This window comes from Vibrio sp. 1249-1 (assembly GCF_033340495.1).
Map to the genome: position 1 here is coordinate 507476 of NZ_JAWOWJ010000002.1, position 15063 is coordinate 522538.

The 15063-nt window shown below is 43.1% G+C and carries 11 protein-coding genes; 9 read left to right on the forward strand and 2 right to left on the reverse strand.

The annotated features are described in order from the left end of the window. The first annotated feature begins 164 nt into the window (after positions 1-164). From R7Z50_RS05770 to R7Z50_RS05790, 5 genes are all read left to right on the forward strand, one after another. The gene (locus R7Z50_RS05770; RefSeq protein WP_005377772.1) at positions 165-1823 is read left to right on the forward strand and encodes a BCCT family transporter; all 1659 of its coding nucleotides are present in this window, start codon (positions 165-167) and stop codon (positions 1821-1823) included. Between the two features lie 314 nt (positions 1824-2137). Further along, positions 2138-2671: a diaminobutyrate acetyltransferase gene (gene ectA, locus R7Z50_RS05775; RefSeq protein ID WP_005393379.1), complete on the forward strand. Its 534-nt coding sequence runs from the start codon at positions 2138-2140 to the stop codon at positions 2669-2671. A 34-nt stretch (positions 2672-2705) separates the two neighbouring features. Next, positions 2706-3971: a diaminobutyrate--2-oxoglutarate transaminase gene (ectB, locus tag R7Z50_RS05780; protein ID WP_017820939.1), complete on the forward strand. Its 1266-nt coding sequence runs from the start codon at positions 2706-2708 to the stop codon at positions 3969-3971. Positions 3972-3985: 14 nt separating this feature from the next. After that, positions 3986-4372: an ectoine synthase gene (locus R7Z50_RS05785; RefSeq protein WP_005377769.1), complete on the forward strand. Its 387-nt coding sequence runs from the start codon at positions 3986-3988 to the stop codon at positions 4370-4372. 86 nt (positions 4373-4458) lie between these two features. Continuing rightward, positions 4459-5880, forward strand: a complete 1422-nt coding sequence (locus R7Z50_RS05790; RefSeq protein WP_005377768.1) for an aspartate kinase — start codon at positions 4459-4461, stop codon at positions 5878-5880. Between the two features lie 188 nt (positions 5881-6068). Here R7Z50_RS05790 and R7Z50_RS05795 read toward each other — a convergent pair whose 3' ends face one another. Then, positions 6069-7634, reverse strand: a complete 1566-nt coding sequence (locus tag R7Z50_RS05795; protein WP_005377767.1) for an arylsulfatase — start codon at positions 7632-7634, stop codon at positions 6069-6071. Positions 7635-8022: 388 nt separating this feature from the next. Between R7Z50_RS05795 and R7Z50_RS05800 the strand changes: the two genes are divergently transcribed. Next, the gene (locus R7Z50_RS05800) at positions 8023-10353 is read left to right on the forward strand and encodes a tetratricopeptide repeat protein (protein WP_318148944.1); all 2331 of its coding nucleotides are present in this window, start codon (positions 8023-8025) and stop codon (positions 10351-10353) included. Between the two features lie 46 nt (positions 10354-10399). On the opposite strand, the gene R7Z50_RS05805 is transcribed toward R7Z50_RS05800, so the two are convergent. Continuing rightward, positions 10400-11128, reverse strand: coding sequence for a formylglycine-generating enzyme family protein (locus R7Z50_RS05805; RefSeq protein WP_372009301.1), 729 nt, complete (start codon positions 11126-11128; stop codon positions 10400-10402). 238 nt (positions 11129-11366) lie between these two features. Here R7Z50_RS05805 and R7Z50_RS05810 point away from each other — a divergent pair, with 238 nt between their 5' ends. The 3 genes from R7Z50_RS05810 to R7Z50_RS05820 all read left to right on the forward strand — a co-directional run bounded on the left by R7Z50_RS05810 (position 11367) and on the right by R7Z50_RS05820 (position 15004). Then, positions 11367-12692 carry an anaerobic sulfatase maturase gene (locus tag R7Z50_RS05810; RefSeq protein WP_186584298.1) on the forward strand — a complete coding sequence of 442 codons (1326 nt, stop codon included), beginning with the start codon at positions 11367-11369 and terminating at the stop codon, positions 12690-12692. A 53-nt stretch (positions 12693-12745) separates the two neighbouring features. Next, positions 12746-13843 (forward strand): hypothetical protein, encoded by a 1098-nt coding sequence (locus tag R7Z50_RS05815; RefSeq protein WP_186584297.1) that lies wholly within the window; start codon positions 12746-12748, stop codon positions 13841-13843. Between the two features lie 162 nt (positions 13844-14005). Then, positions 14006-15004 (forward strand): HAD family hydrolase, encoded by a 999-nt coding sequence (locus tag R7Z50_RS05820; RefSeq protein WP_172563291.1) that lies wholly within the window; start codon positions 14006-14008, stop codon positions 15002-15004. Positions 15005-15063 lie beyond the last annotated feature (59 nt).

Below are 15063 nucleotides of genomic sequence, written 5' to 3' on the forward strand. Positions count from 1 at the left end.
GCAATGAGAGATAGGGGGCTTTAAGATTATGATGGCGGATTGAGTAACCGCTTATAAGAACAATGTTTTATGAACATGTGCTTGGTAGTGATGAAGACGTTTCATTACTCGAACTCCGACGAAAGTAATTTAAACTTGGTCACGTATTTTTAAGGAGATTATCCGTGAGCACCGATAATAACGGTGGCATTCAACGCCCCGATGGAAAAGTAAACGCAATAGATACTGACTATCAAATTGGTCAGGATAACGTTGCGCTAAAGGTAGGCCCATTTGGCCTTGATATTCATAACCGTGTTTTTGCAATTTCTGGCTTAGCAATCGTCATGTTTGTTGTGATAACACTATTATTCCGAGAACAGGTAGAGCCGTTTTTTGCAGACCTACGAGCGGGTTTGTTACACAATTTAGACTGGTTTTTTCTCGCTTCAGGTAATATTTTTGTCATTGTCTGTGTCGGATTGATCTTCACACCATTGGGCCGTGTGCGAATCGGTGGTACTGAAGCAACACCGGATTACTCCTATGCCGGATGGTTGGCAATGCTATTTGCTGCAGGTATGGGCATTGGTCTCGTATTCTTCGGTGTATCAGAACCGATGTCCCATTTTAGTTCTGCGATTGGTGGCGTGAGCGTTGAGAATGGTGTACGTACTGACTGGGCACCGCTAGGTGGTGCAGAGGGCGATGCAACTGCAGCTTCGGCATTAGGGATGGCTGCGACGATTTACCACTGGGCACTTCATCCGTGGTCAATATACGCGCTCTTGGCTCTTGGACTGGCTATCTTTTCATTTAACAAAGGTTTGCCACTCACCATGCGCTCAATTTTTTACCCTTTGTTTGGTGAGCGTGTATGGGGTTGGACTGGTCATATTATCGATATTCTTGCAGTGGTAGCGACGGTTTTTGGTTTAGCAACATCGCTAGGCTACGGTGCGTCTCAAGCCGCAACGGGTTTGAACTTCCTGTTTGATGTCCCAATGACCAATACCACGCAGGTTATATTGATTATTGGTATTACTGCGCTCGCTTTAATCTCTGTTGTGGCTGGACTCGATAAGGGCGTGAAAATCTTATCTGAAATCAACATGGGTCTTGCAGCGCTGCTATTGCTATTTGTTATTGTTGTTGGCCCGACGATTGCGATTTTAACTGGTTTCTTCGAGAACATCGTTTCCTATGTGGCTAATATCCCTGCCTTATCTATGCCATTTGGACGAGAGGATGTGAATTACTCTCAAGGCTGGACGGCGTTTTACTGGGCGTGGTGGATTTCTTGGTCACCATTTGTGGGTATGTTCATCGCACGTGTGTCTCGCGGTCGTTCAGTTCGTGAGTTTATTATTTGCGTTATTCTTATCCCATCTTCAGTTTGTGTGTTATGGATGACGGCTTTTGGCGGTAACGCAATTAGCCAATACGTTAATGATGGCTACGAGGCGGTGTTTAACGCAGAACTACCTTTAAAACTTTTTGCCATGTTAGATGTTATGCCATTGGCTGAGATAACATCTTTTGTCGGCATTATCTTAGTCGTGGTGTTCTTCATTACCTCTTCTGACTCAGGATCACTGGTTATTGATACTATTGCTGCGGGCGGTAAGGTCGATGCACCAACGCCACAACGCGTGTTCTGGTGTACGTTTGAAGGTTTGGTTGCGATTGCATTGATGTTGGGTGGTGGTCTAGCTGCTGCTCAAGCAATGGCGGTGACGACTGGTTTACCATTTACTATTGTTTTGCTTGTTGCAACGGTATCTTTGATAAAAGGTTTGATGGATGAACCTCGTCCAAAGGCGGTTTCTAAGAAATCAAAATAACTAGTATCAGCAATTAAATTATTGATAAAAGCGGTATGCGAAAGCATGCCGCTTTTTTTTGGATTTCTATTTTTCTCTGAGAAATGAACAGCATGGAAAATGGTCTTATTCTGGTTGTTTTTTGTACTGCGCATTTAGGTGACTATTTAATAAATTAGACCTCGAACTATTTTAACTTTTGGTTAATAGGCTTGTTTTTGTGATGCGAATCACAAAAATACCGATAAAAAGGCGGATTATTTGATTTTTAGTCGCGAGGGATGCCCATAATAAAAAGGAAATTTAATTAGACCTCAAAGGATATGTATTTTCACATGATCACATCAGCACCTTGGGTCCTTTATCCAGAGATTGGAGAAGACTCAAGTAAAAAATGGATTTTTCGTGAGCCTAAAATCTCTGATGGTGACGACATTTACAGCTTAATTGCAGACTGTCCTCCATTGGACATGAACTCATCTTATTGCAATTTCCTACAGTCTACGCATTTCAGCAAAACCAGTATTTTGGTTGAGCAAAAAGGCGAAATCGCAGGTTTCATTTCCGGTTATCAGAAACCAGACGAGCAAGACGTTTTATTTGTCTGGCAAGTTGCAGTCTCACCTCGCTTTAGAGGTCATGGTTTAGCATTCCGCATGTTGAAAGAACTTCTCACCCGAGAGGAATTAGGCGGTGTTAAATCGGTAGAAACTACCATCACGGAAGATAATAAAGCCTCTTGGGCACTATTCAAAAAGTTAGATGCGATGAACGGCAATTCTGGCCAAGTAAGCACATTTTTGGATGAAGAAGCCCACTTTAAAGGCAAACACGATACAGAATATTTGTATCGCATTCCTCTCAAATAATCCTCAAACAATAGGAATTAAAAACGGTCTCATCATGGATATTTTCAAAAAGCAGGAATCCAACGTACGCTCATATTCAAACAATTTCCCGGTCGTTTTTCGTAAAGCGAAAGGCTGCTGGCTAGAAACAGAACAAGGTGAACGATACTTAGACTTCCTTGCTGGAGCGGGATCTCTAAATTACGGCCATAACAATCCAGTACTAAAACAAGCGTTGCTTGAGTACATTGAAATGGACGGTATTACTCACGGTTTGGATATGCACTCAGAAGCGAAAGCATCGTTTCTGGAAGCGTTGGATACTTACATCCTTAAACCAAGAAACTTGGATTACAAGGTTCAGTTTACGGGCCCAACAGGTACTAACGCTGTTGAGGCGGCATTGAAGCTGGCTAAAAAAGTAAAAGGCCGCGACAGCGTCGTTGCGTTTACTAACGGTTTCCATGGTTGTACTGCTGGCGCACTGGCTGCAACGGGTAACCAGCACCACAGACAAGGTAACGGCTCTAGCCTAAGTAACGTCACTCGTATTCCATTTGAAGGTTACGCTGGCGTAGATGGTCTCGCGCTGTTCGAAACCATGCTAAATGATAACTCTGCAGGTATGGATAAACCAGCTGCTGTACTTCTTGAAACTGTGCAGGGTGAAGGTGGTTTAAATGCTGCTTCAAACGAGTGGTTACAACGTTTGAGCAAAATCTGTAAAGCCAATGACATTCTTGTGATTGTCGATGACATTCAAGCAGGTTGTGGACGTACCGGTACTTTCTTTAGTTTCGAGCCGTCTGGTATCCAACCGGATATCGTGACGCTATCGAAGTCGATCGGTGGTTACGGTTTGCCGATGGCTGTCGTATTACTTAAGCCTGAGCTTGACCAGTGGAAGCCAGGCGAGCATAACGGTACGTTCCGTGGCAATAATCACGCCTTTATTACTGCTGCAAAAGCACTAGAAATTTACTGGGCAAACGATGATTTTGAAACACACATCAAGCAGTGTTCAGACAAGGTGAGTGCAGTTATTGACCGTTGTGTTCGTCGCTTTCCACAAATGTTTGTGCAGAAAAAAGGCCGCGGCATGATGGTTGGTATTGAATGTATCAATGGTGACATGGCATCTGAAATTGCGAAAAACTGTTTCGAGAATGGAATGGTGATAGAGACAGCGGGTCCAGACGATGAAGTTGTGAAGTTCTTCTGTCCACTAACCATCAGCGAATCAGAGCTAGATCAAGGACTAAGCATCTTTGAAAATGCAGTAGAGACTATCGCTGCGAAACATTTCAAACAAGCATCTTAATAAGGATTTTAATTATGATCGTCAGAACTCTAGATGAATGCCGCAACAGCGAACGACGTGTTGTTTCAGATAACTGGGAAAGTGTCCGCATGTTGTTGAAAGACGACAACATGGGTTTCTCTTTCCACATCACAACGATTTATGAAGATACAGAAACTCATATTCACTATCAAAACCACCTTGAATCGGTGTTTTGTATGAGTGGTGAAGGTGAGATTGAAGTTGTAGGTGGAGAAACGTACCCAATCAAACCAGGTACATTATACATCCTTGATAAACACGATGAGCACTACTTGAGAGCTTATAAGAATAAAGAAATGGTAATGGCGTGCGTGTTTAACCCACCGATTACTGGCGCTGAAGTGCACGATGAAAACGGTGTTTATCCTCTCGTTGACTAAAAGATGATGGTGGGGTGCTTTGCCACCCCACACTTTACTATCTCTTCTTTTTTCTTTTTAAAGTTACCAATCAAAAAAGGCTTATCATGACATTTACCGTAGAAAAAATCGGCGGTACATCAATGACAGCATTTGATGCTGTTCTCGACAATATTATTCTTCGTCCCAAAACACCATACAATCGTATTTTTGTCGTATCTGCATACGGTGGTATGACCGATGCGCTGCTCGAGTGTAAAAAAACCAGTAAACCAGGCGTTTATCAGCTTATCGCGAAACGCGACGACAAATGGGAAGAAGCGTTAGCGTACGTTGAAAGCCGTATGTTGCTGACCAATGAAAATATTTTTGCGGACCCAATGAATCGTATCCGTGCGGATAAATTCATTCGCTCCCGTATTGCTGAAGCGAAAAACTGTATCGCGAATATTTTAGAAACCTGTCAGTACGGTCAATTTTCGTTGCGCCAGTACTTGCCTCAAATTCGAGAGTTTCTCTCGTCTATCGGTGAGGCACATAGTGCTTACAACACAGCACTAAAACTAAAAAATATGGGTATTAACGCTAAGTTCGTTGACCTGTCTGGTTGGGATAATCAAGCGCCAAGAAGCCTTGATGAGTCGATCAGTGACGCGTTTGCTGATATCGATGTATCAAAAGAACTGCCAATCGTGACAGGTTATGCTTACTGTAAAGAGGGCCTAATGCACACTTATGACCGAGGTTATAGTGAGATGACATTTAGCCGAATTGCAGCAATAACAAAAGCGGATTTAGCAGTAATTCACAAAGAGTACCACTTGAGCTCAGCGGACCCACGCGTTGTTGGCCCTGAAAAAGTATTACCAATTGGTAGTACAAACTATGACGTAGCAGACCAACTTGCCAACCTTGGCATGGAAGCGATTCACCCAAATGCCGCTGCGGGTTTGCGTGAAAGTGGTATTGAGCTACAGATTAAAAATACATTCGAACCTGAACACGAAGGTACTTTGATCTCTTCAAGCTATCGTCCGGAAGAAGACAAAGTCGAGATCATCGCAGGTAAAGAAAAAGTATTTGCACTGCATTTGTTTGACCAAGCAATGGTAGGAAAAGCCGATAACGTTAGTTACGAATTGATGGAAATCATCTCCGATGCTCGTGTAAGTTTGGTTGGTAAAGAGATGAACGCGAACTCTATTACTTACTATCTAGGTGGCAGTACTGATAGCTTAAACAAAGTATTGTACAAAGCAGAGAAACGTTATCCGAATGCCTCGATTAAAGGCCGTATGGTCGCGCTTATCTCAGCCATCGGTTCTCAAATTGATACCAATAAGACGTTGGCGAAAGGTGTGCTTGCATTGATGAATAATGGCGTTACGCCAGTTGCACTGCACTCATCATTGAGAAATGTAAATGTTCAATTTGTTGTCGGTGATAAGGAATACCAGCACGCGATTTGCGCATTGCATGATGAGTTTTTCCAAAGTAGCAGTTTAGCTAAATCGGTTAATGTGGCTTAGTTTATCCACGGTTAAAATACAAAGGAGAGCAGGTTAGCTCTCCTTTTTTTGTTTTTCAGTTTGTACTCACAATGCCCACTTTGTATAGGCTAAACAGGCGATTTAAGTAAGTTCCTATGTGGCGATACACATAAGCCAGCAGAATGGTCTGCTGGCTTATGTTACTGATTAACTAACGTTAACTTAGTTTACTTAAACTTGCTGATTTCTTGTTCAACTTTGTCTAGTTGTTGCAGCTTCTCTTGCATTTTTAGAGAGTCGTAGTTTAGTGAAGCAGGGTTCATCGCTGTGCCACGTTGCATTGGGTATTCTGGAAGTGTTTTAAAGAACTCTCCCACAACGTCTTGTACAGGTACAAATAGCCACATGTTGTCAGCCATCCAACGCAAGTACATTTGTGATTCGCTTGGGCCTTTTTCGAATGGGTCAGCACGTAGGTGGATGATTTTAGGCCAGTTCGGAGCAAAACGAACTGCGTTACTTAGGTTCCCTTCAAGCGTTGCAAAGTGAAGTTTCCAGTCATTCCAGCGGACAGCGTTTAATTCACCATTAGACGTAAAGTAAAGCAGCGACTCACGAGGGCCTTTTTCTTCCTTACCTTCAAAGTATGGCATGAAGTTGTAACCATCTAAATGCACACGCCATTCTTTGCCATTTGCTTTGTAGCCTTCTGCCAGTTTTTCTTTTACATCAGGTACGCCAGCAGCTGCCAATAATGTAGGCAACCAGTCTTGGTGTGCCATCATTTCATTGATCTTGGTTCCTGGCTTAATGACGCCTGGCCAACGAACCAGTTGAGGAACACGCATACCGCCTTCCCAAGTTGTACCTTTTTCACCATGGAATGGTGTTGCGCCACCATCTGGCCAAGTCATGGTTTCTGCGCCGTTGTCCGTTGAGTAGATAACGATAGTGTTGTCTGCAACACCTAGCTCATCCAGCTTGTCGAGTAAAACACCTACATGATCATCGTGTTCCAGCATACCATCGGCATAAATGCTTACACCTGATTTACCTTGGTATTTTTCCTGCAAGCGAGTCCAAACGTGCATACGAGTGGCGTTATGCCAAATAAAGAAGGGTTTATCCGCCTTAACTGCTTTTTCCATAAATGCCAAAGAGCTCTCTAGGAACTCTTCATCTGCGTGCTCCATACGTTTTCGTGTCATCGGGCCAGTGTCTTCAATCTTACCGTCGGCATAAGACTTAATGACACCACGAGGGCCATAGTTTTTACGAAACTCTGGGTCTTTAGGGTAGTAATAAGTTTCAGGCTCTTCTTCTGCGTTTAGGTGATATAAGTTACCGAAGAATTCGTCAAAGCCGTGTTTTGTCGGTAAGTGCTTATCTTGGTCACCTAAGTGGTTTTTACCAAATTGACCCGTCATGTAACCTTGTTCTTTTAACAGATCTGCAATGGTTGGCGCCCAATCAGGTATGCCGTGGTCAGAGCCTGGCATACCAATTGTTAACAAACCCGTACGAAATGGCTCTTCACCCGTAATAAAGGCCGCGCGACCAGCAGTACAAGACTGTTGTCCGTAGTGATCTGTGAACAACGCACCTTCATTCGCGATACGGTCGATGTTTGGCGTTTTGTAACTCATCATACCTTGGTTGTATGCGCTGATATTCCAGTAGCCGATATCGTCACCAAAAATTGCCAGAATATTCGGTTTGTCGGCTGCCATAGCAGCACTGGACGCCGCTAACAGTCCTGCGCCTACAGCGATTTTGCTCAATTGATTTGCCATAAAAACTCCAGATTGTTGAGAGTAAAGATAAGCACAAGTGAGCCTTATGCTTAGTTGCTGCATAAGTTAATGATGTATATAGAAAAATCCTCTTATACTCGATATAACCATAAGTTATTGTTGGGTGGTAACTATTTGTTAATTAAGAAGAAATAGGATTGTCCTGTTAGTTTGTAGAGATTCGTAAAGTAGATTTAGATCACTGAAGAGCCTTATTTTTATTGCGTAGTAGAAGAGGGGATGGAAATGAAAAACAATAGGATGCTCGCTTGTTTTACGGTCCTAAAGCAATACTAAAGTCGTTATGTATTGCTTGTAATTATTTGTATAACCAGTGATTTAGTGTCTATATTGATTTAGGTTGTACATTATAAATATAAGGATATCTATGAGTCAGTGGGCAGGCCGGTTTCGCATTTTATTGCTGGTCAACGTTGTTGTCAGTTTTATGGCTTTTTCTCAAGAGTTATTCACAGAGAAACCAAATATTCCTTCAGGCTTAAATCCAGAATATGCTGGCACACAAGCTTGTGCAGAGTGCCACCAAAACGAGGTGGAGGCTTGGAAGGGGTCACATCACGATATGGCCATGAAGCATGCAAGTACAACCTCTGTACGTGGTGATTTTGATAACCATGTTGTAACGCACAAAGGAATGCCTAATCGGTTTTTTAAAAAAGGCGGCGAATATTGGGTCAACATTCAAGGCTCTGACGGGCAATGGCATGACTATAAGATCAGCTATACATTTGGCTGGGAGCCACTGCAGCAGTACATGGTCGAGTTTGAAGATGGCCGCGTGCAGCTTATTCCTTTTGCTTGGGACACAAGAGCTAAAGTTGAAGGGGGACAGCGTTGGTTTCATCTTTATCCAGAAACGACAACAACGGATGAATTCTATTGGACCAATACCGGGCAAAATTGGAACTTCATGTGTGCTGATTGCCATTCAACGAACCTAAAGAAGAATTACGACGCTGACAAAAACACTTACAACAGCTCATGGTCAGAGATTAATGTGGGATGCGAAGCATGCCATGGTCCCGCTAGTCAGCACATAGAACTGGCCAAGAAATACAAAAATGCTGGCACTTCTTTTGAGCATGACGGCCATTATGGCTTTGATCGAAATTTGTCTAAAGCAGTGTCGGATTGGGTGTTTGAGGAAGGCCATAGTACGTTACAGCCGAAATCAATTGAAGCAACCAATCAAGTGCAAACATGCGCTCAATGCCATAGTCGCCGAACCCAGTTAAATGAAACAGGTGATCATGTTAAAGGTTCTTTTTTTGATAAATATCGCTTAAGTCTTATAACACCTGAACTCTACTATCATGATGGACAGATTTACGACGAAGATTATGTTTATGGTTCGTTTCTTCAATCTGAAATGGCGGAGAAGGGGGTCACGTGCACTAATTGCCATGATCCACACACGGCAGAGTTAACGATCCCAGAAGAGGCAGTATGTTCGCAATGCCATATTGCATCGGAATATACACCTGAAAAGCATACCTTTCATAAGGCTGGATCTGAAGCATCGCAATGTACGGCTTGTCACATGCCAGAAACGACTTACATGCAAGTCGATCCTCGTAGAGACCACAGTTGGCATATTCCACGACCGGATTTGAGCAAACACATTGGAACGCCCAATGTTTGCATGTCATGCCATGAAGATAAAAGCAATCAATGGGCCGATGAACAGATAGCAGAATGGTACCCGAATTCGAAGTATCGTAATCAACAACATTTTGCTGTCGCATTTTATGCGGATTCAATTGGTCATCAAGGAGCAGCAAATGCGTTGGCATACTCTGCTCAGGATTCGTCTTTAAAAGACATTATTCGCGCCTCAGCCCTGGAGAGAATGGGGGGCAACACTGACCAAAATACAACAGTATCTTTGGCTAGGGCCGTTAAGAATGAGAATGAAATGGTTCGATTAGGGGCAATTTCAGGCTCGTCTGGTTATGAATTTCATGATCGGTGGCGGATTCTAGAGCCATTGCTTGGTGACCCGGTGCTTTCAGTGAGAGCGGAAGCTGCCTCGGTGCTGGTAGCGAACTACGAACAAATGACCCCTTTACAAAAAGATATCATTAAATTGCCCTTAGAAGAGTACATGGAAATTCAAGAGTTTAATGCCGATCGTGGTTTCGGAAGAACCAATTTGGCGAATGTGTACCGCAGCTTAGGTGAAATCGACAAAGCGGCCGAGCTGTATAAACAAGCGATCAGCATCGAACCCTATTTCGAAAATAGCTACGTTAACCTAGCAGATTTGTATCGTCACCTAGGTAAAGAAGAAGCTGCGCTCACGGTGCTACAACAAGGGATGAAAGCTCAACCTAAATCCAGCACGTTACCATACAGCGCAGGTCTTTCTTTGTTGCGTCAAGGCAAAGCTGATGATGCGAAAAAGCTACTTAGACGCGCCGCAGAAATTGGTGAAACTAATGCTCATTATTGGTACGTGTACGGTCTAGCTCTAGAAAAAAGCGATGTTCTAGAAGCCAGTAAAGCGTTGCAAACAGCATTTGAAGTCGGTGGCAATCCACAGCACTTGTATGCTCAATGCGAGGTTCTAGCGAGAAATCATAAAAAAGGTGCTGTCGCTTTTGCTTTCGATAGGTGCATACAAGAGCTTAGTCAATATGCACCTAAACAAGCTATTGATCAGCTTAAAGCCTCTATTGTCGGGGTCAATAGGAGCTAATTACCAAAAGTGGAGCTTTTATCGCTCCACTTTTTTCTTGCTTAGTTTAATCAGCGTCTTTCGCTAATCTCAGCCCCATGTCGGACATGATGACTGACTGGCTAGCAAAATCGCGACGATAGTTTTCGGATTCGTCAGCATTATAGGCAAAGCTACCACCTCGTACAGACTTGTGTGCAAGGCTTTCTTTTTCATCTTTTGCGTTTACCGGATTATCACTTGGTGCTGATTTGTAATAGCCTTCATCAAACGCATCAATAACAAACTCACCAACATTACCCGTCATATCGTATAAGCCAAGCTCATTCGGTTTTTTCTGACCTACCTTGTGTGCCTTATTGTTTGAGTTACTGGCATACCAGGCAACGTCGTTAATATCATCAGACCCCGCGTAAGTGAATCCTTGACTTAGATTCCCCCCTTTCGCTGCAAACTCCCATTCTGCTTCGGTGGGTAAACGATAGTGCTCTCCCGTTTTTTCATTCAATTTCTTTATAAAATAATTGGCTTGTTGCCAGCTAATGTTATTCACGGGCGTATTTGGGTTTCTAAAATAACTCAGAGAAGAGCCTGTAACCGATTCGAATAACTCTTGGGTTACCTCAAATTTTGCCAAATAGAAATCATCCACGCGAACGGTGCGAGCCGGGTGCTCGGATTTATTTGCTGATGGATTATCCGAGCCCATCATAAATTGTCCACCTTCAATAAGAACCATATCTTGATCGATTTTTTGAGCAAGAGGGCTAGGTTGTGTTGTTGCACATCCAGTCATAATTAGCGAAATCGAAATAGCGGCACCAAGGTAAAGAGTATTACTTTTGGAATGCTTCATAGGGGAGCTCCATCAACATTTATGATCAAAGAATTTTATCAGGCAAGTCTATGAAAAACAGTTATACACACTATAACAAGCGCCACGAATAATTGAACATTATCATCACACTAGGCGATTAACTTAATGATTAGTCTTAACGCCGTTGGGCACAGGCTAGCAACTAAGAAGGTGATGAATGCACATAACTCAAGGTCCGCAGTTCAATGGAAAAGCATCCAAGCGATTACATGTCATGGCGAAACCTATCGGTGCAGTGTGCAATATCGATTGCACCTATTGTTATTACCTAAGCAAACAAGATTTACTTGAGTACAAGCCAGGCTGCTCACCAGTCATGGATGAGGAAACGCTAGAGACCTATATCCGTCAATATATAGCGGGACAAAATACACCTGAAATTATTTTCTCTTGGCAGGGTGGTGAGCCGACAATGCTAGGTTTGGATTATTTCAAGACAATTGTTGAGCTACAGAATAAATACCGTCCCGATGGCATTACGATCTCCAATGATCTCCAGACTAATGGCACACTGCTTAACGATGAATGGTGTGAGTTTTTAAAGGCGAAAAACTTTCTCGTCGGTTTAAGCATTGATGGTCCAGAAATGATGCATAACGCTTATCGAACAAACCGAGCTGGTAGAGGCACATTCCGGCAAGTCATGAATGCGGTTGAACTATTACATAAGCACGAAGTAAAGTTTGCTACGCTCACTTGTGTTAACAACTTGACCAGCCGTAACCCACTTGAAGTGTACCGATTCTTGCGAGATGAAGTACGCTCCCCTCAAATGCAGTTTATTCCAATAGTTGAGCAGAAAACATTCAGAACAACCGCCCCTCAAACTTGGGAGCCAAACGAGCAACTAAAGCAAGGAGATAAACGGTTGATCCCAGGTCATAAAGATGCCGTTGTTGAGCCTTTTTGCGTTGCGGATGAAGCATGGGGAAATTTTCTGATCGCGATTTTCAATGAATGGGTTTTACACGATATCGGCAACGTGTTTGTGCAGTACTTTGAAGCCAGTATCGAAACCTGGATGGGCAGAAAAAACCCACTGTGTACGTTAGGTGAAATCTGCGGGAAGGGCTTAGCAATGGAGCCTAATGGTGATGTGTTTGCGTGTGATCATTACGTGTACCCAGAATATAAGGTTGGAAACATTCATCACGAAAAGCTCGATACGCTCGCTTATAGCTCTGAGCAGCAGAAATTTGGGTTTGCTAAAAGTCGTACGCTGCCCCAACAGTGCCTTCAATGTGATTATCAATTTGCATGTTTTGGAGAATGTCCCAAAAACCGTTTTATCCGTACTAGGCAAGGTGAGCCTGGTCTTAATTATCTCTGCGCGGGTTGGAAGAAGTTTTTTACCCATGTTGATCAGTCGATGGCGTACATCTTACGAGCGACAGGTAACCCAGTTGTTCACGGTAAATACAGTGAACAGATTCTACGCCAGCAAGCTACTCAAACACAGACTGTGTTTGAAACGAAGTTTTAAGATAGTCACTACGCCTGCTACAGGCCCGGAAATGAAAGAATATAGGTTATTGAATGCAAAAAATTAAGCTGCTCTCTAAATCATTACTCGTGATCTCGATCGGCATTGCTGCGAGTCAAGCAGCAGTGGCACAAGAAACAACATTGCTAGACCCAGATCAAGTATCGCCGACAACGGTTGTCACTCCACAAGAAGCGAAAATGACACCGGCGCAACGAGTCGAAAAGCTGTCTTATGATTCGCAAAATAAAAAGTTGTCTTCAGAAAAACGTATTGATGCTTTACGTGAGTTAGCCAACTATCCAAGCCAAAATGCATTGGTTGCAGTTGCGCGTGGGTTGCAGGATGAAGATGCAGGTATTCGCGAAGCTGCGATTGTGGGAGCACAGCCATATATGATTGAGCACCGTTGGCGTTTGATTTCACCATTATTGAGTGATGACGCCGCCATGGTGCGAATTACAGCAGCGATTAACCTCGTTCGAGATTACGCCAATTTGAGTTCAGAGCAACAGCAGTCACTTGAAGGGCCTGTTTCAGAGCTGACAGCACACTTGTCCAGTAAGAACGATAATGTTTCCAAGTTATTACTTGCAGACGTTTACCGTTGGCATCGTGATTGGGATAAAGCGGCGCTGATATACCCAGAGTTAACTAAGCTTGAGCCAAACAACCCTCAAGTTTGGTTAAGCTACGCAGACAACTTCCGAGCGCAACAGCTAGACCAAAAAGCTATCAACGTGCTTGACGAGGGTATCAAGCTAAATTCAGAAGATGCCTCGCTGCATTATTCTAAATCTCTCGCTTTGGTTAGATTAGACAAAAAGAAAGAAGCGGCGTTTGAAATAGACAAAGCTGCGACGATGGCAAAGACGAACAGTTACTTTTGGTACTTAAATGGTGTTCTGCAAGAAGAGTTAGACTTGAAGAAGTCTGTCAACGCTTTTGAGCAAGCGTATTTGATATCCGGTGCTCCAGAACAATTGTATGCCGTGTGTGACATCTATGTTAGATACGGCAACCCTAAAACGGATGACTGTTTAACAGAGCTAACGAAGGTCGCTCCCGACTATGTTATTGAAGAGCTCAATCAGAAAAAGGGACGTAAAAGTGCCCCTACATCAGTTGAAGCCAATGAATTTAAACTCTAATCGTTAAATTCCATGTTTCTATTTTAATAAAATAGTGGACTAGATTAGTGACATTGTCACTTTTTGGTAGCCGTTGCATATTTCAGTTCAATATGCGCCTGTTTCAATTGAACTATACTTTTGATTGGATTCGCACCTAGCACCTCAATATAAGGAATTAAGATGGCTATAAAGTTAAAGGCGATTGTCTTAGCAACAGGTTTTGCTCTGTCTAGTTACGCTGTTGCTGCTGATATGCAAGATCCACTTCCGTCATGGAACAACACTGACGCTAAGCAAGCTATTGTGGCGTTTGTTACGAAAACAACGACCCAAGGTTCGGATTCCTATGTTCCTGAAAGCCAACGAATCGCGACGTTTGATAATGATGGAACACTTTGGGCAGAAAAGCCTGTTTATCTACAGTTGTTTTTTGCGATCGATAGAGTAAAAGAAATGGCCTCTGAGCATCCTGATTGGAAGACAACCGAACCCTTTGCTTCCGCATTAAAAGGTGACATGGAGGGGATTGGTAAACAAGGACTCGAAGGTGTAATGAAGCTTGTTATGGCAACCCATTCTGGAATGTCTACTGAACAGTTTCATCAAGAAGTTAAGGAATGGTTGAAAACGGCTGTCCATCCAACAACGGGTAGACCATACACTGAAATGGTCTATCAACCTATGCTCGAACTGCTCGACTATTTAAGAGCGAACGACTATCAGACCTACATCGTTTCTGGAGGCGGAATTGAATTTATGCGCGTTTGGGCGCCGGACGTATACGGCATTCCAACGCAAAACATCGTGGGAACGACGTTAAAGGCGGAATATCAAAGTGTTGATGGAAAACCTACCATCCAACGCATGCCGGAAATAGACTTCGTCAATGACAAAGCAGTAAAGCCTGTGACGATCCAAAACTTCATTGGCAAACGTCCGGTCATGGCGTTTGGTAATTCTGATGGTGATTTACAGATGTTAGAGTGGACGAAAGCAGGTTCAGGTCCAAGATTTTCTGCGATTATCCATCACACGGATGACAAGCGCGAATGGGCGTATGATAAAGATTCTCATGTTGGTAAGTTAGATAAATCGTTTAAAGTAGGTGAAGAGCAAGGTTGGCTATTTGTCGATATGAAACAAGATTGGAATCAAGTGTTTAAAGAGAGCACTAAATGATAATCTTTGTTTGACCATAAATTGCTGCAACCAAACAATTGCAACGAAATAAAAGGCCT